This is a genomic window from Leptolyngbya sp. CCNP1308, assembly GCF_034932455.1.
Taxonomy (GTDB): Bacteria; Cyanobacteriota; Cyanobacteriia; order Phormidesmidales; family Phormidesmidaceae; genus Nodosilinea.
In genome coordinates this window covers 1-25,576 of record NZ_JAYGIH010000010.1, presented here as the reverse complement: position 1 = coordinate 25,576, position 25,576 = coordinate 1, and the positions used below count along the sequence as shown (strand labels likewise).

Here is a 25,576-nt window from a genome sequence, read left to right as displayed (position 1 = left end):
TGGATGGGTGGATGAGTAAAGCTCAGATTTCGCCGCTCAACTCGGCCAATGGATTGTTGGGTTGGCGCGGCAGCAGCGGCACCAATGGGGCGGTATGCCTCAGGGGAGGCTCACCGCGCAAAATGTTGACCTGGGATTGTTTTGCTAGAAAAAATGGCTGGCGTTTCATCAAAAACCTCCAAAACAATGGGTAGGGTGGGCAATGCCCACCATTGGCCTTGGCTGTAATCCGATCTCCTTGCCCGATTCCATGCGGGCAAGGTTGCCTGAGTTAGGTGGAAGAGAAATAGGTTGAAGGTGGGCAGTGCCCACCCTACGGGAGTTAGGCGATCGCCACCGCCGTCGCCAGCGGCACCAACTGCGCCGAGGCTGCCGTTAGATCGCCCAGCACGGTCACGGTGTCGCCGGTGCTGAGGTTAGCGATCAGGCGATCGCTCAGCACCGCCAGCGAGAACCCGCCGCCCGCGCCCAAAAAGCCGCTGAAGTCGATGCGATCGCTCACCTCAAAGTCGGTAATCACATCCCCATCGCCGCCGCTACTGGCGATCAGGTCAGCCCCAAAGCGGAAGGTATCGGCACCAGGGCCGCCCGTCTTCCCATCGCTACCCAGGCCGCCGTCAAGAATGTCGTCGCCCTCGCCGCCGCGCAGCACATCATCGCCGCTGAGACCGAGAATGATGTCGTCGCCGCCCTGGCCGTTAATTACGTCATCGGAGCCGTCAAAGCCCCGGACTACGTTGTCGAGGTCGTTGAGGAAGGTGACGGTGTCGCGGTTAAAGATGCGGCTGCGGGTAGAATCGGCGTCGAACACGTCAAAACTGTCCACAATCTTGGTGTCGCCGTCGAACAGGATATTGCCCTCGCCGCCGGGCAGGTTGTCCAAATCCTCTAGGGCAAAATCGCGCAGAATCGCCCCCGTGCCGGGAACGCCCTCAAAGCTGATCCGCAGGTCGCTGCCCGCCTGGGTCAACAGCAGGTTTTCTGCCGTCAGCCCCTCGCCCACAAAGCGCAGGGTGTCGATTTCATCCACCAGACCCGCCGCTGGCACTGCGCCCAGACCCACACCGCCAAAAATCTTCACGGTGAGGGTAGTATTCAGCTCAGCGGTGAACAGATTTTGTCCGCCGCTGCCGTCTAGCGGGGCGGGGCGATCGCCATCCAGAATGGTTAACTCTGTTGTCACCCTTTCGCTGTCCACGGTGTAGCCGGTTCCGGGTAGTAGGATGAGCGAAATGGTTTCGGAGCCTTCGATCAGGCCATCGAGAAATGGAGTAACGACCAGTCGAGCCTCGGTGGCTCCCTCGCTGACGGTGACGGTGGAGGTCAAGCCAGGGACGGGCCGAATGGTGAAGCCGTCAATGTTGGTGGTGCCGGGGCCGCCGATGGTGACATCCCGCGAGTCGGGGTCAGGGTCGGTGTCGGCGGCCTGAAAGCCAATCACCAGGCCGCCCGCCGGGGCCGGAGCGCTGAGGCGAAAGATAAATGCACCAGGGGTTTGCTCAGCCTCAGACAGAGGCGTGTCGGGTTCGGCAAAGACGCTGACCTGGATGGGGGCGGGGGGCTGGACTGGGTCTGCGATCGCGATCGCTAGCCCGGTCGGGTTATCCCCAGCGTCGATGGGCAGCGCTTCTGGATTGCTGCCGTCCAGATTGGCCCGCAGAATCACATCCCCCGCGCCGCCGTCAGCGATGTAGAGTTGTCCAGCGTCCACATCTAAAGCAAGGCCGTTGGGGTTTTCGAGAATGCTGGCGTCGAGAATGGTTTCAATGTTGGAGCCATCCAGGTTCGCGCGCCGCACCTCGTCTGTTGCGCCGGGGATGGTCCAGTAGATCTGACTGTTGACCAAATCCAGCACCAGGTCAGCGGGGTTGTCGCCCGCATCGGCCACGATCGCCTGCACATTTGAGCCATCGAGGTTGGCGCGAAGGATGCGATCGCCTGCCCCACCATCGGCAATGTAGATATGACCACTGACTACATCCAGCGCGATACCGTTGGGATTGTTCAGCGATACCGAATCCAGCACGGTTTCGACATTCGAGCCATCCAGATTGGCCCGTCGCACTTGGTCAGTGGTGCCGGGGATTGTCCAGTAGATCTGGCCGTTGACTAGATCCAGTGCAATGTCGGCGGGGTTGTCGCCCGCGTTGGCCACAATCACTTGCAGATCAGAGCCGTCGAGGTTGGTGCGTAGAATGCGATCGCCCGCCCCGGAATCCACGATGTAGACATGGCCATTTTGCAAATCTAGGGCAATGCCGTTGGGGTTGTTGAGCTGAGTGTTGTTGAGCAGGGTTTCTAACTCGGTCCCGTCGGCATTGGCGCGGGCCAGGATGTCGATCAGGCCGGGGAGAGTCCAGAAGAGTTGGGGGTTCATGGGGAGTAGAGGATTGGATGAGTGGACGGGTAGGGGCAGACCAACGTGTCTGCCCAAGGGCGGGACGGGTAGGGGTGGGTTACTGCCTCGATGGAAAGATGCCGAACAGGGCGATGATGTAGTTCATGGCGAGGTAGGGTGGGCGGTTTTCGTGAGGTTGGCTGCTGCCGGTGGGGGCGATCGCACCGTTGGCCATCGCTGCGGTGGGGTTGCTGGCGCTGTAGATCGGGGTTTCTTCGGGCATAGCCAAAATGTGATTGGCGGGGGTGCGCTGGTCGCTGTCGGCGTCGCTGGCCAGCAGGGCGTGGCTGTGGGCGGGCAGTTGCTCGGTGGTGAGGGCCACCTGCTCCACACCTCCCCGGCTGCCCAGGGGATAGTCGCTCAGACCAGCTCCCTGCCCGGCGTGGAGGGGCACACGCCCCCGCAGATCGGGCAGGGCAAAGGTGACTCGGCCATCGCCGCCGTAGGTGGTACCCAGCAGCGAAAACAGCGCCGTGTTTTGACTGATGGGCATCAGTTGGCCATTGCAGAACGCCCAGCCACGGGGGGCAAAGTTGCCAGCAAACATGCGGATTTCGCCGATAAAAGGGTCGGACATAGGAGCAATCTTCCTGGATATACAAAATTTTCTAAAGAGTCGATCTTGCAGATTCGAAAAATTTAATAGCGGCAATATAAGCACTTATATTAAATTTTCTCTTTAACGAATCCTTCAAGTTAGGCTACAGAAATCGCAAAGTCAATTACGGAAAAGAATGCTCTGAAAACCTGAGAAGTCACTGAGAAATACCTGAAATAAAACAAAGTAAAAATATTTTTTATATGCCAATATATCTGCAATCCTTAGTTGTCAAGCATTTGAGGATATACAGCTATTTTCCTGAATTTAGGATGCGGCAACCAAAGCTGTTTAAATTTGAATTTGCAAGCGAAAATGGCAGATCAAAAAAGTTTTATCTGCCATATTTCTAAGTGATTTATGTGAGGTGCTAATGCAGGTGGCGGGTAGATCAGATAGTCTGCAATATCGATCAGGGGGGAGCTACCCGCCGTAGATCAGGGGGGTGACGGTGCCCAAAGCTAAGGTTGACTAGCTCTAGGGGCAGCGCCAGCGAAGGCGATAGTGATGAGGTCGCACAATCTAGCTCCCAGCGGCCCTCGGGAAAGGCGGCATTGGGTGGGGTGGTGCAGGCGGCGATCGCCGCCCCGGTCAGGTGGTGCAGCACATCGATCAGCAACTTGCCCGCCTCAGTGCGAGCCATTTCACCGTTGTAGATCAAGATTTCTGCGCGGGGGGTCAAGTGCGATCGCCACAGACACAGCGCCCTGGCATAGCTGGGCAAGTTGTCGTAGTGGAGGGCAACACTGCCTAGGTGTAGGCCCTCCGCTCCGCCCGGTGTCACCAGATGCAGGCGGCAAGTCGGAGGCAGGGTGGCCAGTTGTTGGGCGATCGCCGTCACGCCATCTCGCCCTCGGCTCAGCAGCAATACCTCCGCCTGAGGGGGCACATTCTGCGCCAAAAACCGATAGCCTGCTAGCTCAGTGCTGATCACCACCAAATCTTGTCCTGGCGGCAGCGACAGTCTGGCTGGGGTATTCACTGAGGAAGTCGATAACATGGCAGCCTCCTTAAGATGGGCTTGGCCGGAAACAGAAGGGTTAACTGAGCACCGTTTGATGCAAAAACGCCTGGGCCAGGGGCGCATCATGGGCGGGGTAAAACGCCTGGGGCGGGCCGCTAAATTGCAGTTGGCCCTGGTCGAGCATGACAATATAGTCGGCGTAGCGAATCACCTGGGGGCGATGGCTGATTAAAATCGTGGTCTGCCCTCGGCGGTGGGCCAGCACCCGCTCTAGCACATCAGTTTCGGTCAGCGGGTCGAGGTTGGCGGTCGACTCATCTAAAATCAGCACGGGCGGGTGGTTGAGCAGGGCGCGGGCGATCGCCAGCCGCTGCTTTTGCCCTCCCGAGATATTTGCCCCCACGGCCCCTAGCACCGTGTCGTAGCCCTGGGGCATCTGCCGAATGAACTCATCGGCTCCGGCGATCTCACAGACGGCCACGATGTCTGGCACTGTGGCGTTGGGGGCGGCGAGGCGAAAGTTTTCCACAATAGAGCGGTGCAGAAAGAACGCCTCCTGGGGCACTAGGGCCACCTGCTGGCGCAGACAGTGCAGCGGCAAGTCAGCCAGGGGATGCTCGCCCAGCCAGATCTCGCCAGCTTGCAGGGGATATAGCCCGGTGAGCAGCTTGGCCAGGGTGCTTTTGCCGCAGCCCGATGGGCCAATCAGCGCCACCACCTGCCCGCCAGGAATGTGCGCCGAGAGGTGAGCAATCAGGGTGCGCCGCCCCGGATAGTGAAACGAGACATTTTTAAGGTGAATATCGGCGGCGGGGGCCAGCGGAATCCAGGGTTTAGCAGCATCCCCCTGGCTCTCGGGGGTATATTCAAACAGCTCAGCCAGCAGGCGGGTAATCGCTTTAATTTGGCTCCAGTCGCCGATCAGTTTGACGGTGGCGGTGGCCCACTGCAACACCCCCTCTTTCAAGCCATAGATGGCCACCAGGGTGCCGATGGTGATTTGCCCCCGAAACACCAGACTGCTGCCCAGCCACAGCAGCACCACGGTGCCAAGGCCCGCGATCGCCTCCGTAATTGTGGTGTTGGCAATGCGAATGCGGGCCGCCCGCAGGTTGTGCTGCGACTCCTGATGCGATCGCTGCTGTAGCTCAGGGTAAACCTGGGGAGCCGCCGCCATCATCTTGAGGGTCAGCGCTCCGTTAAATGCCTCCGACAGCAGGCCCGCATTGTCGCCAGCGGTCACACAGGCGCGGTGGGTCGCCTGACGCAGAGTGGGCTGAAACGCCAGGGTCACCGCCATCATGGCGAGGGCCAGAGCCAGGGTCAGCAGACCCAAGGGCCAGCTGTAGATAACTATCAGCCCCAGGGCTACCAGACCAATAAACCCTTTGATCGGCAGCTCAATCACCAGCTGCGAAATCACCTGGTTAATCTGCTGAATATCTGCCAGGCGGTGAATCGCCGTGCCGCTGCGGCGGGCCTCGTGGTAAGTCAACGGCAGATGCAAGACCTGCTGGCCAAAGTCAAGCTTTAGGCTCTGTTGAAGCCGCTCGGCAAAGGCCGCCACCAGATTTGACTGCGCCCAGGTTAGGCCGCTATTGAGCAGGGCGATCGCCATCACCCCCAGGGCCACGGGGGGCAGCCAGTGAACATGGCCGGGGGTAAGCACGCGATCGATCAAAAATTGCAGCAGCAGCGGCGTTGCCAACGCCAGCACCCCCACCAGCAGATTCAGCGGCAGCAGCCCCTTGAGAATACTGCGCTGCTGCCAAAGCCGATGAAGCAGCCGCTCAAAGGGGTTGATCGGCTCTGGGTCTGAACTCTGGGCAGCAAACCGGGCTGGGTCGGGCGTCAGCAGCAGCATGAAACAGCCCTGCCAGCCCGCCAGTAGCTCTTCCCGGCTGATGTAGCGCACCCCCACGGCGGGGTCAGAGAGCACATAGCGATCGCCCCGCTGACCGTAAAACACCACAAAGTGGTAGCCCTTCCAGTAGAGAATGGCAGGCAGGGCGTCGAGGCTCTGCAAAATCTCGGGGTCAGCCTGAATCGCCTGGGTTGCAAACCCCAGAGTCTCGGCCCCCTGCTTTAGCCCCAGCAGGGTGGTGCCCCCGGCCCCGGTGCCCACCAAACCGCGCAGGTTATTGATCGGCAGCGATCGCCCGTAGTGCTGGGCGACAATGGCCAAACTGGCGGCGGCGCAGTCTTCGCCGCTGTGCTGCAATAACCAGGCGTAGGTCATGGGAAAAAACTCTAGGGCAGAACTATTTATTGCAAGATCTTGATGGCACAGTAGGCTGTGCGAACTTCATCCAAGTAGGGCTTGAGGCGGCGGTGAACAAACCTCACCATCGGGGTGTTGTCGATATCGACGCGAAAGGTGCCCTTAGTGTGGGGCAACTGCTCGACCTGGAGCTGAATGGCCTTGGCCAGCAGTAGGGTGCTGCGGCTGAGGGGCTGAGAAGCCGGGTCTACATACATCTGGGTGTAGCGAATGGTGTCAGCGGCGATGCGGTAGGTGATCACCCACCCGATGATGCGATTGTCGCAGTGCAATCCCAGGCTGTTCAACGGCTCTAGCCGGTCAGCGTCCAGAAAGGGATTGAAGCGTTGCATCAGCCCATCGCCCTGCATCCGCTGCTCTAGGTCGGTGCGTTCCGCTGGCGTTAGCTCAGTCCACAGAAAGAACTGGTAATGGGCGGGGAGGCGATCAAGCCAGCGCCCCAAATAATCGACCAAATGCGGCGGTGGGGCCTGCCTGACGCGATCGGTGGAGGCGTAGCACACCAGAGCCGTAGCCTGGGGGGCAAACCACTGCTGCTGCACCAAAATTCGCTCTAACGCTGGCGACTGAGGGCTACTCAGGTAACGAATCTCTAGCTGCTGGCAGCCGCGATCGCCCAGTTCGGTCTCTAGATGGGTGAGCAACAAACGGCCCAGCCCCCGATTGCGATGGTCAGGGGTCACAAACAGCGATAGCACCTGCCCCTGCCTAGGCATAGCGTCGTCAGGGCGATTCAGGCAGGCGATCGCCAGCCCCACCGGCACCCCCTCCACCTCTGCCCCAACCGCAACCACATTGGCATTCTCCGCCAGGCTGTGCAGCAAAGGCGCAAAGTGAGGGTAGGTCAGGGCTTCGTAGACTGAAGCCTGGTTTGCAGACAGGTCGATGATCTGGGCCGACTGAGCCGCTGTTGCAGAAGACCTTAGCGGGGAATAGTTCATCGTTCTCATCGGTCTGACACTATTAAGCGTCAGGTCCGCTGGGCCGTTGCTAAACGCCCCAGCGGGCCTGACTTTTCCTACCACTGTCAGGGTGGAGCTCAGGCCCCCTTGACTACCGCTTTCTTCCGATGAGGTTGCCGCCGCCGCAGATTACCTCTAGCTCAGCATCGCTGAGTTCGGGATACTTTACCGGGGGCTGGGGCTGTTGGTTTGTCGCTGGTTGGGTCTGGGTTTGCTGGTTCATGGTGATCTCCTTATGTGTTGAAGAATAGGCGTTGAAGAAACAGGTGTACGTTGCGTACTTTTGAAGTGTGGCCCAATTGCTCCAGCGGCGAAAGATCAGTTTTAGATCAGTACATGGCTGGAAATTGCTGATCTAAAACTGATCTAAAACTGATCCAGAACTGATCTTGACGGGGCTGTGGAGCAGGTTGCACCGTAGACATGCAGCGAAGGCACCTATTCGGATGTTTTGCTGCCGCCAGTTTGGCCATTTTGTTTGGCCATATCTCTGTAACTGCGTCTGTGGACGATCAGCCATGCCAAAAGTGATTGCAATCCACTCCTATCGGGGCGGCACCGGCAAGTCTAATTTGACCGCAAATCTGGCCACCACCGTGGCCCAGCAGGGCTACCGGGTGGGGGTCGTCGACACCGATATGCCGTCTCCGGGCATCCACAATATCTTTGGCCTAGAGCCAGAGATAATGACTAAAACCTTAAACAGCTACCTGTGGGGCGAGGCCGATCTGGCCGACAGCGCCTACGACATTGGCAAAACTCTAAGCCTTGGCGGCGATGGACAGCTGTTTTTGGTGCCCTCTAGCTGCAAGGCCGACGACATCGCCCGCATTCTCAAAGATGGCTACGATGTGCGGCTGCTCAACGACGGCTTTCGGCAGCTGGTGAAAACCCTGGAGCTAGATTATTTATTCATCGATACTCATCCGGGGTTGTCGAAAGAAACCTTTTTGACCATCGCTATTTCCCACTGTTTGCTGCTAATTGTGCGGCCCGACAAGCAAGACTACCAGGGCACCGCCGTCACCCTTGACGTGGCCCGCCAGCTCAACGTGCGCCATGTGCAAATTGTGATTAATAAAGCCCTTTCCTGCCTGGAACCTGGGGTGTTGCGGCACAAGGTCGAAGAGACCTACAGCGTGCCCGTGGCGGGGCTGTTTCCCCTCTCGGAGGACATTGTCAAACTGGCCAGCGAAGGAGTGTTTTGCCTGCGCTACCCAGAGCATCCGGTGACGCAGGAATTTCAGGCAGTGGCCCGCCAGATTATGGAGTAAATCATCATGACCAATACCGGTGAACTCAAGGCCTTTGCAGATTCGATTACGGCGGCGACCTCGCCCTTTCGCAACTACCTGAGCGATCTGCACCGCCAGTATTTGTCTTTGACCGATGGAGCCGTGGCCGACTATATTCCAGAGCTGGCCCTGGCTGACCCTAGCTGGTTTGGCATTGCCGTCGCCACCGTTGACGGGCAGGTGTTTGAGGTGGGCGACTGCGACCAGCCCTTCACCATTCAGTCGATCTCTAAGGCGTTTGTCTACGGGCTGGCCCTGGAAGACCACGGCCGCGACTATGTGAACAGCAAAGTGGGGGTCGAGCCGACGGGGGAAGCCTTTAACGCCATCGTGCTGGATGAGGCCACCAATCGCCCCTACAACCCGATGGTGAATGCCGGGGCGATCGCCACCGCCGACCTGATCAAAGGCAAAGATGGCACCGAGCGCCTCAAGCGCCTGCTCGCCATGTTTCACCGCTACACGGGCCGCAGCCACGACATCGACGTGCCGGTGTTTCTCTCAGAGAAAGCCACCGGCAACCGCAACCGGGCGATCGCCTACCTGATGCTCAACTTTGGCATGGTGAGCAATCGCATCGACGAAACCCTCGACCTCTACTTTCAGCAGTGCTCAATTTTGGTCACCGCCCGCGATCTGAGCCTGATGGCGGCGACGCTGGCCAACGGCGGCGTCAACCCGGTGACGGGCGATCGCGCCCTCGACCAGCGCTACGTGCAGGATGTGGTCAGCGTCATGCTCACCTGCGGCATGTACGACTCGTCGGGCGACTGGGCCTACCGGGTGGGCATGCCTGCCAAAAGCGGGGTCGGCGGCGGCATTACCGCCGTTTCCCCCGGCAAGCTGGGCATCGGCACCTTTTCGCCCCCCCTCGACGCCAAGGGCAACAGCCTGCGCGGCATTCGAGTATGCCAGACCCTCTCCCAAGAATTTGGCCTTCACCCTTTTAATGTGGCCGCCCCGCCCCGCGATCTCGCGGCTTGGATCAACGGCAGTGAAGGCACCGATAGCTGGTAATACCAAATCCGGCTTGGCTACCCCCGATTCAGCAGGGCAAACAACCGTTTGCCCCTACGGTTTGGCCTTTTGGGAATCGGGGTTATGTGACTCGGATTTGGTATAAGACCAATAGTTTTGAATCCCCCCATCCCCTCATCACCTCATCCACCCATCCACCCATCCACCCCTACTCCCACCCATGCAGCCCCTCAAAGACACCCTCCGCCTATTTCGATCGCCCCTGTCGCAGCGTATTATTGCGGGCATGTTCGTCAGCCTGGTGGCGATCGAGGCGATTTTGCTGGTGCCCTCGGTGCAGCGCCGCCGGGTCGAACTGCTCGACCAAATCGAAGAGGTCTCCACTGGCAAGGTGCGCTGGATTGTCACCACCTACCCCGCCGCCGATGGCGAAGAACTGGCCGAGCACCTCCAGCAGTTGCAGAGCGACCCCATGCTCCAGGGCATTTTGGGCGGCGCGGTATACGACCGTGAGGGCAATCTGGTCGAAACCTTTGGGGAATCGCCCGAGTTGACCACGGCCAACGCCCGCCAAGACCGAAGCCAGCTGTTCGCCACGGCAGCGGGCCGCCGCTACGACATTGCCTGGACGACGACCGGCATCGGCGAAGGCATGTTGCCCGATTTGACTGAGAACCACTGGATCGTGCTGCGCCACGATGCCGACGGGACCCAGCGGGCGCTAGTGTTCTATATGCTCAGAATTAGCGGGCTGGTGCTGCTGATCGCCGCCTTCATTACCCTGGCGATGATGGTGTTGCTCAGTCGGCAGTTGATTACCCCAATTTTGACCCTGCGCCGCGACCTGGCCCTAGCGGGGGATGCGGTGGCTCGCGATGACAACGCACCAAAATTTGCTTCGCTGCGCTACCAGCGACAGGACGAGCTGGGGGAGGTGATCGCCGCCTTTGAGCAGATGTACGGGCAGATTTGGGCGGAGATTGGCGATCGCAAACGAGCCGAAGCCACCCTGCGCCACCAAAACCTAGAAATGCAGGCCTACATCGAGCAGGTAGACAAGGTCACCGCCGCTGCCACCGCCGTCGATGCAGGCACCTTTGACCCCAAGCGCCTAGATGACGTGGCCCAGCGCGACGACGAACTGGGCCAGCTGGCCCGCATGTTTCAACTCATGGCCACCCATGTGCAACAGCGCGAAACCCAGTTAAAGCAGCAGTTGAGGGAACTGACCATCGAGATCGACCAGGCAAAGCTGCAAAAGCAGGTGGCCCAAATTACCGAAAGCGACTACTTCCAGGAAATCAAAGCGCAGCTAAAGCATTTGCGGGTCGATGACTTTTGGCGATCTTGAAGGCTGCCCCAGAAACTCCAGCCCCATGACCGACGTGAGAGGTTTCATCCCATGACTGTACGAGCACTATTTCGCGCTGCCGTTGTCGATGGCACACCTCCCCCCCACAATACCCTGCACCTGAAGGTGTTCTACCCGGCCCAGCTGATTGGGGGCGATCGCGAGCAGAACCTGGGCATTGTGTCCGCCAATGCAGAGCAAGCCCCTTTCCCAGTGGTGATTCTGTTTAACGGCATCAATTGTGGCCCAGAACTCTACCAGTGGCTGGCGATCGCCCTGGCGGAGCGGGGTCTGGTAGCGGTGACGTTTTCGTGGGTAGCCGAAAACCTGCCCGGCATGGTGGCCCTCACCCCAGGGGTCGATCTCGCCATGCTGATGCCCGAGCGCTATGGCCAAGGCCCAACCGCATCGGCGCTGCCAGCGTTGCTCAATGAGCTAGAACAGTTAAACAACGCTGGTGTTCTAGCGGGCTTGCTGGATTTAAACCGGGTCATTTTGGGTGGACACTCCGCCGGGGGGCGGGTGGCGATTGAAAGCGTCAGCCCTGCCTTCTTTCCCTCAGTCTGCGCCGCCTTTGCCTACGGTGCCCACACCGCTGCGGTGATGCAGCTGGGCTACCCGGCGGGCAAAATTTTACCGCTGCCCGACCAGCTGCCCCTGCTGCTGATGGGCGGCACCCAGGACGGGGTGATTGCCAACAGCTGCGATCGCTATGGTGTCACCTGGGAGCGGGCCACTACCCCGGTTGAGCGCACCTTCCGCGAAGCGATCCAGGGCGGCAGAGACGACAGCTATTTGCTCCTATTAGAGGGGGCCAACCACTTTTCCTTTGTAGACCCGTTCGATGCCACCACAGGCCGGGCGTTTGTCGATTTCCCGGCCACCCAACCCGATGCCGCCCTGCGCGAGCTGATGGCTGAGGCGATTGGCCTGTTTGTGGAGGCCCACGGGGGCGGTTCTCATCCTGAGGCCCGCGAGGCGCTGGTTAAACGCCTGGGCGCGCCCCAGCCGCTGATCGCCCACTTTGAGCGCAGGTAGTTAAAACCGCCAGCTAGTGGGAATGCCCATTTCGGCCACGGTGGTTTGGGCATGGGTGGAGAGGGATGCGATCGCCCTTGGAGTAGTCTTGATTGCCAGCAGCGTCAGCAGCCCGCCGAGTACGATCACCGCAGCGGTAGACCACAGGCCGGGGCGAGGGGCAGAGTGATCTGGGCTGGGGTGGGGCGATCGCTCCTCAGGGTCGGTGTTTGGCGATCGCCCCTGAGGGTCGGTGTTTGGCGATCGCAGCTCAGCATCGCGATAGACCTCTAGCAGAATGTAGTTGCCCAGCGCCGTTTCGAGCACCTGGGCGGAAAGGTCAGAGGCTTGCCGAGGGTGAGAAGAAGACATGGGGTTAGCTCCTTGGGAGCAGTGCAACTATGCTCTACAGTGCCTGCTCTCTCTGAGAGGGTGTTTGAAAAGTTAGGGCATGTCGGGTATTGTAAGGTCTTTGATAATCAATACCTAACTTGGTTAAAATTTTCTGCCAGCCTCGTTGGGCAAAGTTTTTTGCATCAATAGGAGCGCCTTTCGGCCCCTTAAAAACCAAATCATTGGGATCACTATCAGCTTGCCTCATGCCTTGAAGCATTGTCTGCAACTTAGATGTCAGAGTAATATACCGAGACCGGTTCGTTTTTGTAGCTTTTTGCTTGCCTTTGACTAAAGCCTCACCAATCCAAATGGTTGAGCAATCCTCAGAGATATGTTTCCAGCGTAGGCCCACAATCTCTCCGGTACGGCAACCACTGCCAAAGCGAAACTCCACAAAATTGACGTAGTGGCGATAATAACGATTAGCTTTAAACGCCTCAACGATTGATTTGATTTCTGCCTCAGTGAAAGGCTTAGGCATTTGTTTTGGCGGAACCTTAATTCTCAAAGGCATATCTATCCAGGGATTAGACTCAACTAAAGCCTGCTCGATCCCCCACTCCCAGCAAGCCTTCAAAAGGCCCAGGCGCTCTCGAATGACAACCTTGGATAAATCTTGAGAGTCATACCAGCTGGTGAATTTTTCGGCCTCGGCTACGCTGACTTCAGCAACCGAACGAGTCTTAAAGAATTCCTCCAAATAATTCAACAGTCCACGATATTTATCCAGCGTGTCCGAAACGACTGTCTTGGATTTGTACTGGATGAATTTGTTGAATAGGCCGGTGACAGTCAGCTGGCTGCGGTTAGGAAGCTGCAATTTATAGGCTCGAAGCGTTGGATCGAAATGCCCCGACATCATGTCGAGTTCGATCTGAGACGCTTTGGCCTCGGCCACTCTCCGGTTCGTGATGGTGTCAGGGAGTCCGATAAACAGAAAATAGCGTTCCCCTTTGTAACGCCAGCCCAGACGCAACCGATCTCGGTCACTGGTCACCGAGACGGTGCCCTTCTTCGCTCTAGCAGCATTGGCCATGGTGAAAGCCCTCTGGAGAATGGATCGAAGAATCTTTCGATCCAATTTCGATCCAAATTCTAACCAAAATGGCCAAAAGTGGCATAACAGCGTTTAGCCCCAGGAGCTCAGCAAGGCCCTGAATCACTTTGTTGATGGGCGATACAACCCTTGAGCTGTATGGGTTTGAGAGAATGGAGAATAGGAGATTCGAACTCCTGACCTCTGCGGTGCGATCGCAGCGCTCTACCAACTGAGCTAATTCCCCGTATTGTGCGATTGGCCTCCGGCTACCCTTTGGGAACGCAGCGCTCTACCAACTGAGCTAGTTCCCCTGAGACTGCCAGTATATTACCAAAAACAAATCATCTCTTAACGCTTTCGCCCCTTGGCCGATCGCCGCTTGTTCCCCGGCTGGGTCTGGTGGGCACCAAAATACTTTTCGCTGCGGTAGCGCAGCCACACACGCAAAGTCTGGGGAATCTGATCTTTTTGCTCCTTTGTTAGCGTGTTGTAGAGCGCCAGCGCTTTTTCCCGCTCGCCCCGGCAGGCAGCGTTGTTGTGGGCATCCCAGTAGCTGCGGGCCAGGCGAATGCGGCGGCACACTTCTTTAACTAAGGCTTTTCCCTGAAGGGGAGATTCTGGAGGCACGGGCGCGATCCTTTTGGGCGGTCAAGCCCTTAAGCTAGAACACTGTGACTATCTCTTTTCACCTTACCGCCTGCTATGAAAGTTGCCACCTGGAACGTCAACTCCGTGCGATCGCGCCTTGACCACGCGACCCAGTGGCTGCAAGCCAACCCTATGGATGTGCTCTGCCTACAAGAGACCAAGGTGGTCAACGAGACATTTCCGACCGCAGCCTTTTCAGAGCTGGGCTACACTGCCTACATCCACGGGCAAAAATCCTACAACGGGGTGGCTTTGCTGAGTCGGCAGCCCCTAGACAACGTGCAGTATGGCTTTGCTCCAGTACTGGGAGAAGACCGTGTTGGCGATCTAGATGATCAAAAGCGAGTGATCGCTGGGCTGTGGGGCGACATCTATATAGTGAATCTCTATGTACCCAACGGCAGCTCTGTCGGTAGCGATAAATACGAGTACAAGCTGCGCTGGCTGGCATGCCTCAAAGAATACCTAACGGCACTGCTGGCGGAGTACCCCAACCTCAACGTTTGCGGCGACTTCAACATTGCCCTAGAGGACAAAGACATTTACAACGCCGAGGGCAAGGAGAAGCACATCATGTCCTCGCCTGTGGAACGGGAGGCTTTGCGCACAGTCCTGTCCGTAGGGTTAAAGGATGGCTTTCGTCTATTCAACGACGAGGGGGGGCATTTCAGCTGGTGGGACTATCGCACCGCTGCCTTTCAGCGCAATATGGGTTGGCGCATCGACCATCACTATCTGTCGGCGGGGTTGGGCGATCGCGCCCTCAGCTGCACCATTGACATCGAGCCCCGCCGCTGGGAAAAACCCAGCGACCACACCCCAGTCATCATGGAATATGCCTAAAGGTTCAAGCTGCTGCCCGGTCAGCGCCATCCCAAGGGGGTAAGATAGGCACATTCAGCAGGTTTTCTGCACACCAGGAGTAGCCGAAAATGGGGCTTCGGGGATAGGCGCACCCGCCGGGCACTCACTGGCGTTTTACCCGTAACCCGAGGGCGATCGGGCTCTGTCTACTCTACTCCCAACCCCCTTTGATCTTTTGAGCGAGTCGTAGATACAGGGCTAATGGCAATACTACACGTCAGTTGGGTTCCCCAGTCACAGCAGTTTTTTCTCTGGGCCGAAGCCTGGCAGCCCTTGTCACCGGAAGGGTTCACCCCCTGGGACGGCCTGCACTCCCACCCCTATGCCCTGGGCCAGACAGGTTTAGCCCAGGTGTTCACTGCGATGCAAAAGCAGCTGGTTGGCCGTGCCGCCACGGGTGGTCAGCTATTCCCCGCGGCGTTGATCGAAGCGGCTGGCCCTGGCAAAGGAGCCAAAAAAGCACCGGAGGGCAGCGGTCGACGAGGCAGTTCGCGGGGTACCAAAGCAGCGGCGAGCCCCATCGGTCCCGTCTGGGGAGAGTTGGCCCTGCTGCTGCCTGCGCAGATGACGCCATCGGCTCTCGTACCCATGCATTCGGCCCGCATCAATGCCCAGTCTGACGACTCTAATCAAGCCAATACAGTGCTCCATCCCTGGCGTGTGCAGGGTTGGCACCTGGGCATAGCCGACTTTTTGCAGATGCTGCTGGCGTTGCCCCTGGGGCAGCAAACCCTCACGGGCCCTGGCGAGATCGGGGCCGACTTGCGCTACTGGGGCCACATCGCTCGCTGGGGGCTCAACCTGCTGGCTCGGGGCAAGTTTTTGCCGGGCCTAGAGCTCACCAGCCAAACCCTCGCGGCGGATTGGCATCCCCTACTCGACAGTGCCCCCGACCAAGAGCGTCTGCGCAATTTTTCGCGGGCCATGCCCCTGATCTGCCGCACCCATCTGCCGCCGATTGCTAAGGGCGAGCCCCCGCTGGGCTGCGGGGTTCCTCTCCTCGATCCCCAGCCTCAGCTGTTCACCTTTTTGGCCGCCCTAGTCGATTACCAGGTGCGCCAGGCCGCCCAGGCACAACCTGCCAATGCTCTGGCCAGTCTCGGCAAAGAGCTACCGCTTCAGCCCTGGCTTCAGGCTCTGAGCCAGCCGGTAGGCACTCTGGAGGCTAGCGCCGCCGCCGCCGCCCGTCTGCAAGAGGCTCTTACTACCTGGACTACGCCCCTGCAAACCCTGGCGGCTGACCCCGCCACCCAGTTTCGCCTGCGGCTGGTGCTACAGCCACCCCCCCAACTCGACCAGCCCTGGCAACTTCTGTACCAGCTTCAGTCAGCCGCCAACCCCGACTGGCAACTGGGGGCAGACCTGATCTGGCAGCATCCTGTAGACGAGCTGCACCACCAGGGGGCTACCCTTAAATCGCCCCAAGAAACCCTCTTGGGTGCCTTGGGCCGCGCCGCCCGGCTTTACGATCCCATTCGCGAGAGTCTGCGTCAGCAGCACCCTACCCACTGTGACCTAGACCCAATCCAGGCGTACCAGTTCATTAAGGCCTCGGCATGGCAGCTGCAAGATAACGGTGTTGAGGTACAACTTCCTTCTGGTCTGGCCCAGACGGCAGAAGACGGGGCTGGGCGACTGGGCCTCAAGGTGCAGGCGGAGGTACCACCCCAGAAGCAGCGGCAGCGGTTGGGCCTCAAGAGCCTGCTCAACTTTCGCTGGGAGCTGTCGATCGCAGGCGAAACCCTCTCCGCCGCTGAGTTTGAGCAGTTAATCAACCAGGGTTCTCCGCTGGTCGAAATCAACGGCCGCTGGGTCGAGCTAAAGCCCCAGGATGTGAAGGCAGCGCGGCAGTTCTTGGCGGGGCAGAAAACCGCCACGCCTCTGTCGGTGGAAGACGCCCTGCGAATTAGCACCGGCGACACCCAGCTGATCGACCGGCTGCCCGTGGTCAGCTTTGAGGCCACCGGGGCGCTGCAAACCCTGATCGAAACCCTCACCACCGGCAACCAAACCCTCGCAGAAATGGATGCCTCCAGCGGTTTTAAAGGGACGCTGCGGCCCTACCAGGCGCGGGGCGTATCATGGCTAGCTTTTCTGGAACAGTGGGGCTTGGGAGCCTGCCTGGCCGACGACATGGGCCTGGGCAAAACCATTCAGCTAATTGCCTTTTTGCTCTATTTGCAAGACAACGACTGGCTGGAGACCCCGGTGCTGCTGGTGTGCCCCACCTCGGTGTTGGGCAACTGGGAAAAGGAGGTCAAGCGATTTGCCCCCCGGCTGAAGACGCTAGTGCACCACGGCGATCGCCGTCCCAAGGGGGCCAGCTTTGCCAAAGCCGTGCAGGACAAGCACCTGGTGATCACCAGCTATGCGCTGATTTACCGAGATCTCAAGCCCCTGCAATCGGTCAACTGGCAATGTCTAGTGCTCGACGAAGCCCAGAATATTAAAAACTCCGACGCCAAGCAGTCGAAGGCCGCCCGCCAGATCGAAGCTCAGTTTCGCGTCGCTCTCACCGGCACTCCGGTGGAAAACCGCCTGGGCGAACTGTGGTCGATCATGGACTTTCTCAACCCCGGCTACCTGGGGCCAAAGAATTTCTTTCAGCGGCGCTTTGCCACCCCGATCGAGCGCTACGGCGATGTGGCCTCCCTCAGGGCGCTGAAGGGATTGGTGCAGCCGTTTATTTTGCGTCGCCTCAAGACCGATCGCACCATCATTCAAGACCTGCCCGAGAAGCAGGAGATGACCGTATTTTGCGGCCTGTCGGCGGAGCAGGCCAACCTCTATCAGCAGACCGTGGATGCGGCTCTAGAAACCCTCGACGACGCCACCGGGGTGCAGCGCAAGGGTCAGATTCTGGCTCTGCTGACCCGGCTGAAGCAGATTTGCAACCATCCGGCCCAGTTTTTGCAGGAGCCCAGCCTGGGGCTGAAGGGGCGATCGGGCAAGCTCCAACGGCTCGACGAAATGCTCGAAGAGGTGATCGCCGAGGGCGATCGCGCCCTGATCTTTACCCAGTTTGCCGAGTGGGGCAAGCTGCTGCAAAAGCACCTGCAATCGCACCTGGGCCAAGAGGCGCTGTTTCTCTACGGCAGCACCAGCCAAAAGCAGCGGGAGGCCATGGTCGATCGCTTCCAGAACGACCCTGCTGCGCCGCGCCTGTTCATTCTCTCGCTGAAGGCGGGCGGAGTGGGCCTCAACCTCACCCGCGCCAACCACGTCTTCCACTACGATCGCTGGTGGAACCCGGCGATCGAAAACCAGGCCACCGACCGCGCCTTTCGCATTGGCCAGACCCGCAACGTGCAGGTGCACAAATTTGTCACCACCGGCACCCTCGAAGAGCGCATCCACGAGATGATCGAGAGTAAAAAAGCCCTGTCCGAGCAGGTGGTCAGCGCGGGCGAGGGCTGGCTCACCGAGTTCGACACCGACCAGCTGCGCAACCTGCTGCTGCTCGATCGCAACGCCATCATCGACGATGACGAGTAGCCGCAGCGGCAATCCCAAGGGTCAAAGGCTAAATGGTAGGATTGGGATCAGGCTGAAGCGCTGGCTTAGAAGGGCGCGCCTAGCATCCGGCAGCCCGGTTACACCACTGGCACAGATCGGAGTGCAGATTGAGGTCGCTGGGGTTATTGTGATGGATGGCCCAGATTGGTTGCCCCAAGCTACCCGGCCAGACAGTTTTCATTGGAGGTACACCATGACATCCCTTAAGCAATCCCTCAAGCTGGCCGCCCTGGGGCTAGCCGCCGTGGCCGCAGCGGTAGGTCTCAGCACCGCGCTGCCCCAGCCCAGCCAGGCCCAGTCCGGTCTGACTATCTTTGGCGGCGTTGAGGCTGAGTATCGCCTCAGATACATGATCGACTTCAACTATCCCTTCAGCACCAACTCCCGCTACTACCTCAACATCATGCGCACCAAGCTGCCGCGCGATGTAATTTCCCTAGAAATTGACTATCCCGATACCTTTACCGAAGTTGGCGGTCGGTTTGACCCCAACGCCATCGAATTGCGCAAGGGCGACTGGCGCGGTGGCGAAGTGATTCCGGTCAAAGCCATCGACTGGATTCAGGACGAAAACCGCATTGAAATCATCCCTGAGCAACCAATTGAGGCCAACACCGACCTGGTGGTGGTGCTCTCCAACGTGCGCAACCCCCGTCGCTACGGCTACCACTACTTCAACCTGAGAATGATGTACCAGGGCGATGTGGTCAACCAGTACACCGGCACCTGGCCCTTAGAAGTTGCCTCTGACAGCAACCAAAGCCGCTAGGGGCCAACGGGTGCTATTATATGAGACCGTGAATTTTTAGCAGAAACAGGCAAAGAGGCTAAGCCATGAGCAAGCGTACCCTAGAGGGCACCAACCGAAAACAGAAGCGAACCTCCGGGTTTCGCGCTCGTATGCGCTCCCACACCGGCCAAGAGGTGATTAAAGCTCGCCGCCGCAAGGGCCGGGCTAAGCTCGCAGTCTAGCGCTGGCTGGGGTAACCCATTCACTGTTTATCACTGTCCAATAGATCATTGCATAGCCCTGGGGCTACCTCAAGCTCCAGGGCTATTGCTGCGTGTGTGAGGATCGGGGCGTGCTACCCAAACACCATCGGCTGCGGCGATCGCGAGAGTTTTCCAAGGTCTATCGGCAGGGCAGAAAAGCGGCCTCTGCCCACCTGCTGGTGCGGGTGTGGTCGCTACCCCCGGCGACCAGCGCCAAACCCGTAGTCGCCAGCGACTCTGCCTCGTCCATTGGCCCGCGCATCGGTATTGTCGTGAGCCTCAAGGTGCACAAGCGAGCCGTGGTGCGCAATCGCCTCAAGCGCCGCGTGCGCGCTGCCCTCCGTACCCTGCTGCCCCGCCTTCGTCCAGCTCAGTGGATCGTCATCAGCCTGAAGCCCGAGGCAGCTGAGTGCGAATATGGCGAATTTTTGCGAGAATTAGAGCAGTTGTTTACCAAATTAGAGGTACTCCATGGGCATTCGTGAGGATGTGTTTTATGAGGGCGGCCCCCACATTGGCGATTTAATCATCAATATTCTGCTGGGCTTCACGATCATCTGCCTTCCCCTCACGGTTGGAGCCATTACCCGTGCCCTGTGGCTGCGCTACCGCATCACCAGTCGGCGCATTTCGGTAACCGGCGGCTGGATGGGGCGCGATCGCACCGACCTGATTTACAACGAAATTAGTAAAATTGTCACGGTGCCTCGCGGGCTTGGCCTTTGGGGCGATATGGTCGTCACCCTCAAAGACGGTAGCCGTCTAGAATTGCGCTCCATGCCCCGGTTTCGAGAGTTGTACGACTACATCAACGAGCGCATCACTCCGGCGGCTCAGGCCGTCAGCGGCACCATCGGCAAGAGCTAACTACGGCAATCCCAACCCGTTGGGGCGGCTTGCCTCCCCAACGATGGGGTAGATTAGGTAACTGAGCAGTTAACGTCGTATCCCCTGTAGCAGGGTTCAGGTGCCCATGGATTTTGGAATTGGATTTCTGACCAACAACATCATGTTGCCGATCCTAGATTTTTTCTACGGAATCGTGCCCAGCTACGGGTTGGCCATTGTGGCCCTCACCCTGGTAATTCGCTTTGCCCTCTACCCCCTCAATGCGGGCTCCATTCGCAACATGCGGCGCATGAAAGTGGCCCAGCCGCTCATGCAAAAGCGCGTCAAAGAGATCCAAGAGCGCTACAAAGACAACCCCACCAAACTCCAAGAAGAGATGAGCGGGGTGTACAAAGAGTTTGGCAACCCCTTGGCGGGCTGCTTCCCGGTGCTGTTGCAAATGCCCATTCTCTTTGCTCTGTTTGCCACCCTGCGGGGGTCGCCGTTCTCTGACATCAACTACGACGTCAATGTTCAGGTCTTTCCCCAGGAAAAGATTGAGCAGATTCAGCCCCAGGTGTTTACCACGCCCCCCAAGGCCATCTACGTATCTGACGGGTCTCACTTCCCCATCTCGGCGGTGATGCCCGGCGGCAACAAGCTTGTGGTGGGCGAAAAAACCGATGTGCGCCTGCAAACCGCCGAGGGTGAATCCATTGAAGCTCTGGTCTCTGAGTACAACGAAGATATCGATAGCTTCCAGCCCAAGTGGGAGATCACTAAGGGCGAGGATGTTGTTTCCGTCGATGCCGCAGGCCACATCACCGCCTTGGCCCCCGGTGAGGCTACGGTGCGGGTGCAGGCTCCGGGCCTGGCCGCCAACAAAGGGTTTTTGTTCATTAAAGCCCTGGGCCGCATTGGTGTAACCGGCGAAGACGGTGCCATCCACTGGGATATTTTGATTATGATTCTGGGTTTTGGGGCCAGCCTGTACCTCAACCAGGTGCTCTCGGGCCAGGGCTCTACCAGTAGCGACAACTCTCAGCAGGCCGCCGTTAACAAGTTCACGCCGATCATCTTCTCCGGCATGTTCCTGTTCTTTCCCCTGCCCGCCGGGGTGCTGATGTACATGCTGATTGCCAACATCTTCCAAACCCTGCAAACGTTTATTCTCTCGCGGGAGCCCCTGCCCGAGAATCTGCAAAAAATCGTCGATGCCGAAACTAAGGTCGAGGAAGATCGTCAAACCCTGCCCTTTGAACCCGGACGTAGCAAGAAGAAAAAGGCGTAGTCCATGGCCACCGATGCTGCCACCGCTGGCGTCAACTGGTTAACCACCCTGCTCACCATGCAGGGACTCACTGCCACCGTCACCGCCCACGCGGTCGAAGACGAGTCGGGGGAAAGCTGCTGGCTGACTATTGCCGAGGCACCCCTGTCGCCCGAGCAGGTGCAGGCGCTGATTGGCGACGGCGGTGCGGTACTCGACTCGATTCAGTACCTGGCCAATACCACCCTAAATTTGGGCAAAATCCAGGAGCAGCAGCAGGCCTTTACCATCGAGCTGGCGGGCTATCGGGCGAAGCGTCTGGAAGAGCTAAAGGCGATGGCGGCAGATGCTGCTGAGCGGGTGTTGGCCAACGGCGAAGAGTTTGAGATGCAGGGGTTGTCGTCTGCTGAGCGGCGGCAAATGCACCATTTTATGTCGGCCTATGAAGGGCTGGCCACCTTTAGCCGGGGCCGCGAGCCCGATCGCCGCCTGGTGGTGTGTTTGACCGGCCAGGCTCCAGAGCGCGAGGGCTAAACCAGGCCAAAGCACTGCAAATGACCAGCTCAACCCTAGCCGTGGGAGGTATGACCAGTGGAAAAAGTGTATATACCTCAACTGCTACAGCGGCCCGAGCAGACGCTCACCGTTGATCTAAACTCGCACCTGGCGGATCTAGATACCCTAACGCCGGTGCGGGGCGAGTTGACTGTCACCCACCAGGGCACCTACCTGGAGGTCAAGGCCAGGGCCGATACGATTGTGACGCTGACCTGCGATCGCTGCCTACAGGCCTACAATCACCGCGTATCGCTGTCGGCCCAGGAGCTAATCTGGCTGGAGCATGAGCCCGACCCCGCCACCCTACCCCTAGAACGGGAGGTGTCGGTGGAAGATCTGTTCGAGACCCTGCCTCCCAACGGCTACTTTTACCCCGAAACCTGGCTTTACGAGCAGATCTGCCTGGCGTTGCCTATGCCGCAGATCTGTGATGAAGACTGCTCCGGCATCGAGCTGCGAGGACAGGGGGCGATCGCCGCTCAACCAACAGACCACCGCTGGGCAGCCCTGACCCAGCTGCAACAGCAGTTGGAACCACCAGATGCTTAGCCCTGTGGCCCTGGCGTTATCGGCCATGATAGATCTCTAGAGCTGTCACCCCTATGACTACCAGCAATGACCGACTAGACCGCATTGAGGCGCTGGTCGATAAAACTACCCAAACAGTGCAACAAAACGCCAGTGCCATTCACCAAAACGCCAAGGCTATAGATAAACTGACGGACGACATCGGGCGTTTTAACGGGCGTTTGGACACCTACGAGCAGGGTATGCGCTGGGTAGTGCAATTGGCCTTTGCCCTGCTAATTTCGGCGACGGTGGCCCTGATTATCAATGCAGCGGCATTTTTGGTGAAGTTGCTGTTGCCGTCTTAGGCGTTTTGACATGGGTTTTACCGACGAACTGGGCCTGCTAATTCGCGCCCGCTACCCAATTATCTACATCGCCACCGCCGAGGAAGAGCGGGCCGAGGCCGACATTGCTGCCTGCGCCGCCGCCCAGGGCAACCGGGCCCTCTACACCTGGGATTTTGTCGATGGCTACCAGGGCAACCTTAACGACGCCGGGTTTGGCAAGCGCAACCCGCTGCAAGCCCTTGAACTGGTGGAAAAGCTGCCCGCTACCGCTCCAGCCATCTTTGTGCTGCGCGACTTTCACCGGTTCTTGGATGACGTGGCCATCTCCCGCAAGCTGCGCAACCTGGCCCGTCGGCTCAAGGCCCAGCCCAAGACCCTGGTGATTCTCTCGGCCCAGCTCACCCTGCCCGACGAGCTGAGCGAGACCGTGACAGTGCTGGAGTTTACCCTGCCCGATGCCGCCGCTATTCGTCAGGAGGTGCGGCAGCTTTTAGGATCGACCGGCACCGACCTGCCAACTGCCATGCTGGAGGAGGTGGTGCGCACCTGCCAGGGGCTGTCGCTGGAGCGAATTCGGCGGGTGCTGGCTCGGGCGATCGCCGCCCACGGGGCCTTTGACCCCAACGACCTCGACCTGATTCTCGACGAAAAGCGCCAGAGCATTCGCCAGACCCAAATTCTCGACTACTACCCCGCCAAGGAGCAAATTTCTGACATTGGCGGCCTCGACAACCTCAAAGACTGGCTGCTCAAGCGGGGGGCCGCCTTCTCAGAAAAAGCGCGCCAGTACGGTTTACCCCATCCGCGCGGGCTGCTGCTGCTGGGCATTCAGGGGACGGGCAAGTCGCTGACCGCCAAGGCGATCGCCCACCACTGGCACCTGCCCCTGCTGCGGCTGGATGTCGGGCGGCTGTTTGGCGGGCTAGTGGGCGAGTCGGAGGCCCGCACCCGTCAGATGATCCAGCTGGCGGAGGCGATTTCTCCCTGCGTGCTGTGGATTGACGAGATCGACAAAGCCTTTGCGGGTATGGATGGCCGGGGCGACTCGGGCACCGCCAGCCGGGTCTTCGGCACGTTCATCACCTGGATGGCGGAGAAAACATCCCCCGTGTTTGTGGTGGCCACCGCCAACAACATTCAGGCCCTGCCGCCGGAGATGCTGCGCCGGGGACGCTTCGACGAAATTTTCTTTGTGGGATTGCCCAGCCAGGGCGATCGCCAGGCGATTTTTGAAGTACACCTCTCGCGACTGCGGCCCCACACCCTCAAAACCTTCGACACCGCCCGGCTGGCCTACGAGACCCCAGACTTCTCGGGGGCTGAGATCGAGCAGGCGATCGTTGAGGCCATGCACCTGGGTTTTAGCCAAAACCGCGACTTTACCACCGACGATATTCTCACCGCCGCCAGCGAGATGGTGCCCCTGGCCCGCACCGCCCAGGAGCAGATCGAGGCGCTGCAAGCCTGGGCGGCGGCGGGCAAAGCGCGAATGGCCTCCCGCAGCGGCCTCGACTCGCGGTTTCGCCCGACCTTACCCGATGCCGATTAGCTCCCCGATGCCGATTGGCGAGAGGTGCTGTACCATTGGCAAACTGTAGACCTACAACGGCCCGCTACCGTCCATGAAAGGATTTTTCCTTGGCCTGTCAAAGTTGATTTTGGGGGTTGCGATCGCCCTCATCCTCCTATCGATGGCGGGGGTGGCTACTGCCCGCTACTTTATGGGTCGCCTGTCGGTGCTGCCGCCCAAACCGCTCTACGGCGACGAAATGCCCGCACCAGAGCCCGAAGCGGCCCCAGAAACGGCTGCTGAACCCGCCGTTGAGCCCCCGCCTGAGCCCGCCCCAGTGGCGGAAGCGCCCCTCGATCCCGCCCTCGAACCCGGTGCCTACAACGCCACCGTGGTGCAGCCCATCGGCCTGGTGATGCGCGAAGGCCCCGGTGTAGAATTTCCCCAGGTGGGGGGCGTGGATGTGAACGAAGCGGTAGTTGTGCTCGAAGAACCCGCCGACCAGTCTTGGGTTAAGGTGCGGGTGGTGTCTAACGGCCAGGAAGGCTGGGTCAAAGCGGGCAACACCCGCCGCACCGAATAGCCTTAAGCCCTCAACCAAAGCTGTTTTTGCCCTAGGGTTGTCACCTTTGCTGGGGGCAATGTTAACTAATCTAACCAAGCCTTAAGCTTGGTATCAGTTCCCCGGTGCGCGCTCATGGGACCTTAGACAGGGTGATAGCGTTGAGGTTCTAAAAGCAGCCCTAGGGTTGGGTAGTTAGTTTCGATAGGAGCTACTGCCGCCTTCTCCTGCGTCATAACCCACTTTTAAGAACCCATGCATAACCTACAAAAAGACTGGATTGGCTCCGTTGCGATCGCGGCTCTAGGGGCTGGCGTAATTACGACCTTTGCGGTTGCCCAGGGGCAAAACCCGCTGGTGGGCCTGGCAATCACCGCGTTTGCCGCCGTGTCGGCGGTGGCGATCGACCACTTTCTGTAGAGCCTGACCTAAACGCGCTTCTACTTTAATTTAAACTCCATACCCCCCATGATTGGCAGAGCATCGGCTGATCGTGGGGGGTTATTGTTAGGCCAAGCGGTGACGCACAAACAAATTCACCTCGACCAGGGTGATTATGGTCGAGTATAGCTATAGCCAGTCTGATTAGGACATAATCTAGAGGTAGAGACATCTCCACCTGCGTGCCATGGCCAAACCCTACAGCCTCGATTTGCGACAAAAGGTCATTAATGCCATCGAACTGGATGGG

General features: G+C 59.0%; 27 protein-coding genes and 1 tRNA gene. 17 read left to right on the top strand and 11 right to left on the bottom strand.

From position 1 onward, the window contains the following. Nucleotides 1–22: 22 nt before the first annotated feature. From VB780_RS06530 to VB780_RS06500, 7 genes are all read right to left on the bottom strand, one after another. Nucleotides 23–169 (bottom strand): hypothetical protein, encoded by a 147-nt coding sequence (locus VB780_RS06530; RefSeq protein ID WP_323350336.1) that lies wholly within the window; start codon nucleotides 167–169, stop codon nucleotides 23–25. A 153-nt stretch (nucleotides 170–322) separates the two neighbouring features. Beyond that, nucleotides 323–2,377: a DUF5050 domain-containing protein gene (locus VB780_RS06525; RefSeq protein WP_323350335.1), complete on the bottom strand. Its 2,055-nt coding sequence runs from the start codon at nucleotides 2,375–2,377 to the stop codon at nucleotides 323–325. Between the two features lie 79 nt (nucleotides 2,378–2,456). After that, entirely contained in the window at nucleotides 2,457–2,975 is a 519-nt protein-coding gene (locus VB780_RS06520; RefSeq protein WP_323350334.1) for a phage tail protein, read from the bottom strand. A gap of 433 nt (nucleotides 2,976–3,408) precedes the next feature. After that, entirely contained in the window at nucleotides 3,409–3,996 is a 588-nt protein-coding gene (locus VB780_RS06515) for a DUF4347 domain-containing protein (RefSeq protein WP_323350333.1), read from the bottom strand. Nucleotides 3,997–4,036: 40 nt separating this feature from the next. Continuing rightward, complete coding sequence (locus tag VB780_RS06510) at nucleotides 4,037–6,199, bottom strand: peptidase domain-containing ABC transporter (RefSeq protein ID WP_323350332.1); 2,163 nt, start codon at nucleotides 6,197–6,199, stop codon at nucleotides 4,037–4,039. A gap of 26 nt (nucleotides 6,200–6,225) precedes the next feature. Further along, nucleotides 6,226–7,182 (bottom strand): GNAT family N-acetyltransferase, encoded by a 957-nt coding sequence (locus VB780_RS06505; protein WP_323350331.1) that lies wholly within the window; start codon nucleotides 7,180–7,182, stop codon nucleotides 6,226–6,228. Nucleotides 7,183–7,294: 112 nt separating this feature from the next. Continuing rightward, nucleotides 7,295–7,426, bottom strand: coding sequence for a hypothetical protein (locus tag VB780_RS06500; RefSeq protein WP_323350330.1), 132 nt, complete (start codon nucleotides 7,424–7,426; stop codon nucleotides 7,295–7,297). 295 nt (nucleotides 7,427–7,721) lie between these two features. On the opposite strand from VB780_RS06500, the gene VB780_RS06495 reads away from it, so the two are divergent. From VB780_RS06495 to VB780_RS06480, 4 genes are all read left to right on the top strand, one after another. Next, a complete protein-coding gene (locus VB780_RS06495; protein WP_323350329.1) occupies nucleotides 7,722–8,477 on the top strand; it encodes a MinD/ParA family protein in 756 nt (251 codons plus the stop codon). Between the two features lie 6 nt (nucleotides 8,478–8,483). Beyond that, the gene (glsA, locus tag VB780_RS06490) at nucleotides 8,484–9,515 is read left to right on the top strand and encodes a glutaminase A (protein WP_323350328.1); all 1,032 of its coding nucleotides are present in this window, start codon (nucleotides 8,484–8,486) and stop codon (nucleotides 9,513–9,515) included. A 181-nt stretch (nucleotides 9,516–9,696) separates the two neighbouring features. Then, nucleotides 9,697–10,827 carry a HAMP domain-containing protein gene (locus VB780_RS06485; RefSeq protein WP_323350327.1) on the top strand — a complete coding sequence of 377 codons (1,131 nt, stop codon included), beginning with the start codon at nucleotides 9,697–9,699 and terminating at the stop codon, nucleotides 10,825–10,827. A gap of 51 nt (nucleotides 10,828–10,878) precedes the next feature. Further along, the gene (locus tag VB780_RS06480; protein WP_323350326.1) at nucleotides 10,879–11,865 is read left to right on the top strand and encodes a hypothetical protein; all 987 of its coding nucleotides are present in this window, start codon (nucleotides 10,879–10,881) and stop codon (nucleotides 11,863–11,865) included. Here the strand turns inward: VB780_RS06480 and VB780_RS06475 are convergent, their stop codons facing one another. From VB780_RS06475 to VB780_RS06460, 4 genes are all read right to left on the bottom strand, one after another. Further along, complete coding sequence (locus VB780_RS06475; RefSeq protein ID WP_323350325.1) at nucleotides 11,866–12,216, bottom strand: hypothetical protein; 351 nt, start codon at nucleotides 12,214–12,216, stop codon at nucleotides 11,866–11,868. Between the two features lie 34 nt (nucleotides 12,217–12,250). Beyond that, nucleotides 12,251–13,276: a tyrosine-type recombinase/integrase gene (locus tag VB780_RS06470; protein ID WP_323350324.1), complete on the bottom strand. Its 1,026-nt coding sequence runs from the start codon at nucleotides 13,274–13,276 to the stop codon at nucleotides 12,251–12,253. A gap of 174 nt (nucleotides 13,277–13,450) precedes the next feature. Then, nucleotides 13,451–13,523, bottom strand: a tRNA-Ala gene (locus VB780_RS06465). Between the two features lie 104 nt (nucleotides 13,524–13,627). After that, entirely contained in the window at nucleotides 13,628–13,906 is a 279-nt protein-coding gene (locus VB780_RS06460) for a Precorrin-3B methylase (protein WP_323350323.1), read from the bottom strand. Between the two features lie 75 nt (nucleotides 13,907–13,981). Between VB780_RS06460 and xth the strand changes: the two genes are divergently transcribed. The 13 genes from xth to VB780_RS06395 all read left to right on the top strand — a co-directional run bounded on the left by xth (nucleotide 13,982) and on the right by VB780_RS06395 (nucleotide 25,305). Continuing rightward, nucleotides 13,982–14,770 (top strand): exodeoxyribonuclease III, encoded by a 789-nt coding sequence (xth, locus tag VB780_RS06455; RefSeq protein ID WP_323350322.1) that lies wholly within the window; start codon nucleotides 13,982–13,984, stop codon nucleotides 14,768–14,770. Between the two features lie 222 nt (nucleotides 14,771–14,992). Further along, nucleotides 14,993–18,286: a DEAD/DEAH box helicase gene (locus VB780_RS06450; protein WP_323350321.1), complete on the top strand. Its 3,294-nt coding sequence runs from the start codon at nucleotides 14,993–14,995 to the stop codon at nucleotides 18,284–18,286. Nucleotides 18,287–18,500: 214 nt separating this feature from the next. Next, complete coding sequence (locus tag VB780_RS06445; protein WP_323350320.1) at nucleotides 18,501–19,076, top strand: DUF2808 domain-containing protein; 576 nt, start codon at nucleotides 18,501–18,503, stop codon at nucleotides 19,074–19,076. 65 nt (nucleotides 19,077–19,141) lie between these two features. Then, nucleotides 19,142–19,279 carry a 50S ribosomal protein L34 gene (gene rpmH / locus VB780_RS06440; RefSeq protein WP_190523372.1) on the top strand — a complete coding sequence of 46 codons (138 nt, stop codon included), beginning with the start codon at nucleotides 19,142–19,144 and terminating at the stop codon, nucleotides 19,277–19,279. A gap of 110 nt (nucleotides 19,280–19,389) precedes the next feature. Beyond that, the gene (gene rnpA / locus VB780_RS06435) at nucleotides 19,390–19,785 is read left to right on the top strand and encodes a ribonuclease P protein component (protein ID WP_323350319.1); all 396 of its coding nucleotides are present in this window, start codon (nucleotides 19,390–19,392) and stop codon (nucleotides 19,783–19,785) included. Continuing rightward, nucleotides 19,772–20,167 (top strand): PH domain-containing protein, encoded by a 396-nt coding sequence (locus VB780_RS06430; protein ID WP_323350318.1) that lies wholly within the window; start codon nucleotides 19,772–19,774, stop codon nucleotides 20,165–20,167. The genes rnpA and VB780_RS06430 overlap by 14 nt, the downstream gene beginning before the upstream one ends. Nucleotides 20,168–20,273: 106 nt before the next feature. Beyond that, entirely contained in the window at nucleotides 20,274–21,419 is a 1,146-nt protein-coding gene (yidC, locus tag VB780_RS06425) for a membrane protein insertase YidC (RefSeq protein ID WP_323350317.1), read from the top strand. A 3-nt stretch (nucleotides 21,420–21,422) separates the two neighbouring features. Beyond that, on the top strand, nucleotides 21,423–21,932 hold the full coding sequence (locus VB780_RS06420; protein WP_323350316.1) for a protein jag: 510 nt from the start codon (nucleotides 21,423–21,425) through the stop codon (nucleotides 21,930–21,932). 57 nt (nucleotides 21,933–21,989) lie between these two features. Next, nucleotides 21,990–22,505 (top strand): YceD family protein, encoded by a 516-nt coding sequence (locus VB780_RS06415; RefSeq protein WP_323350315.1) that lies wholly within the window; start codon nucleotides 21,990–21,992, stop codon nucleotides 22,503–22,505. Nucleotides 22,506–22,558: 53 nt separating this feature from the next. After that, on the top strand, nucleotides 22,559–22,831 hold the full coding sequence (locus VB780_RS06410) for a hypothetical protein (protein ID WP_323350314.1): 273 nt from the start codon (nucleotides 22,559–22,561) through the stop codon (nucleotides 22,829–22,831). A gap of 10 nt (nucleotides 22,832–22,841) precedes the next feature. Continuing rightward, on the top strand, nucleotides 22,842–24,362 hold the full coding sequence (locus VB780_RS06405) for an AAA family ATPase (protein WP_323350313.1): 1,521 nt from the start codon (nucleotides 22,842–22,844) through the stop codon (nucleotides 24,360–24,362). Nucleotides 24,363–24,435: 73 nt separating this feature from the next. Next, nucleotides 24,436–24,906: an SH3 domain-containing protein gene (locus tag VB780_RS06400; RefSeq protein ID WP_323350312.1), complete on the top strand. Its 471-nt coding sequence runs from the start codon at nucleotides 24,436–24,438 to the stop codon at nucleotides 24,904–24,906. A gap of 234 nt (nucleotides 24,907–25,140) precedes the next feature. Continuing rightward, nucleotides 25,141–25,305 (top strand): hypothetical protein, encoded by a 165-nt coding sequence (locus tag VB780_RS06395; protein ID WP_323350311.1) that lies wholly within the window; start codon nucleotides 25,141–25,143, stop codon nucleotides 25,303–25,305. Nucleotides 25,306–25,576 lie beyond the last annotated feature (271 nt).

Excerpts from the sequence above, each read along its gene's own strand:
- VB780_RS06420 (WP_323350316.1), top strand. The coding sequence starts at position 21,423 with ATGGCCACCGATGCTGCCACCGCTGGCGTCAACTGGTTAACCACCCTG.
- VB780_RS06485 (WP_323350327.1), top strand. The coding sequence starts at position 9,697 with ATGCAGCCCCTCAAAGACACCCTCCGCCTATTTCGATCGCCCCTGTCG.
- VB780_RS06475 (WP_323350325.1), bottom strand. The coding sequence starts at position 12,216 with ATGTCTTCTTCTCACCCTCGGCAAGCCTCTGACCTTTCCGCCCAGGTG.
- VB780_RS06495 (WP_323350329.1), top strand. The coding sequence starts at position 7,722 with ATGCCAAAAGTGATTGCAATCCACTCCTATCGGGGCGGCACCGGCAAG.
- VB780_RS06405 (WP_323350313.1), top strand. The coding sequence starts at position 22,842 with ATGGGTTTTACCGACGAACTGGGCCTGCTAATTCGCGCCCGCTACCCA.
- VB780_RS06505 (WP_323350331.1), bottom strand. The coding sequence starts at position 7,182 with ATGAACTATTCCCCGCTAAGGTCTTCTGCAACAGCGGCTCAGTCGGCC.
- glsA (WP_323350328.1), top strand. The coding sequence starts at position 8,484 with ATGACCAATACCGGTGAACTCAAGGCCTTTGCAGATTCGATTACGGCG.
- yidC (WP_323350317.1), top strand. The coding sequence starts at position 20,274 with ATGGATTTTGGAATTGGATTTCTGACCAACAACATCATGTTGCCGATC.
- VB780_RS06530 (WP_323350336.1), bottom strand. The coding sequence starts at position 169 with ATGAAACGCCAGCCATTTTTTCTAGCAAAACAATCCCAGGTCAACATT.
- VB780_RS06500 (WP_323350330.1), bottom strand. The coding sequence starts at position 7,426 with ATGAACCAGCAAACCCAGACCCAACCAGCGACAAACCAACAGCCCCAG.
- xth (WP_323350322.1), top strand. The coding sequence starts at position 13,982 with ATGAAAGTTGCCACCTGGAACGTCAACTCCGTGCGATCGCGCCTTGAC.
- VB780_RS06480 (WP_323350326.1), top strand. The coding sequence starts at position 10,879 with ATGACTGTACGAGCACTATTTCGCGCTGCCGTTGTCGATGGCACACCT.
- VB780_RS06520 (WP_323350334.1), bottom strand. The coding sequence starts at position 2,975 with ATGTCCGACCCTTTTATCGGCGAAATCCGCATGTTTGCTGGCAACTTT.
- VB780_RS06470 (WP_323350324.1), bottom strand. The coding sequence starts at position 13,276 with ATGGCCAATGCTGCTAGAGCGAAGAAGGGCACCGTCTCGGTGACCAGT.
- VB780_RS06450 (WP_323350321.1), top strand. The coding sequence starts at position 14,993 with ATGGCAATACTACACGTCAGTTGGGTTCCCCAGTCACAGCAGTTTTTT.
- VB780_RS06410 (WP_323350314.1), top strand. The coding sequence starts at position 22,559 with ATGACTACCAGCAATGACCGACTAGACCGCATTGAGGCGCTGGTCGAT.
- VB780_RS06515 (WP_323350333.1), bottom strand. The coding sequence starts at position 3,996 with ATGTTATCGACTTCCTCAGTGAATACCCCAGCCAGACTGTCGCTGCCG.
- VB780_RS06525 (WP_323350335.1), bottom strand. The coding sequence starts at position 2,377 with ATGAACCCCCAACTCTTCTGGACTCTCCCCGGCCTGATCGACATCCTG.
- rpmH (WP_190523372.1), top strand. The coding sequence starts at position 19,142 with ATGAGCAAGCGTACCCTAGAGGGCACCAACCGAAAACAGAAGCGAACC.
- VB780_RS06400 (WP_323350312.1), top strand. The coding sequence starts at position 24,436 with ATGAAAGGATTTTTCCTTGGCCTGTCAAAGTTGATTTTGGGGGTTGCG.
- VB780_RS06430 (WP_323350318.1), top strand. The coding sequence starts at position 19,772 with ATGGGCATTCGTGAGGATGTGTTTTATGAGGGCGGCCCCCACATTGGC.
- VB780_RS06510 (WP_323350332.1), bottom strand. The coding sequence starts at position 6,199 with ATGACCTACGCCTGGTTATTGCAGCACAGCGGCGAAGACTGCGCCGCC.
- VB780_RS06395 (WP_323350311.1), top strand. The coding sequence starts at position 25,141 with ATGCATAACCTACAAAAAGACTGGATTGGCTCCGTTGCGATCGCGGCT.
- VB780_RS06445 (WP_323350320.1), top strand. The coding sequence starts at position 18,501 with ATGACATCCCTTAAGCAATCCCTCAAGCTGGCCGCCCTGGGGCTAGCC.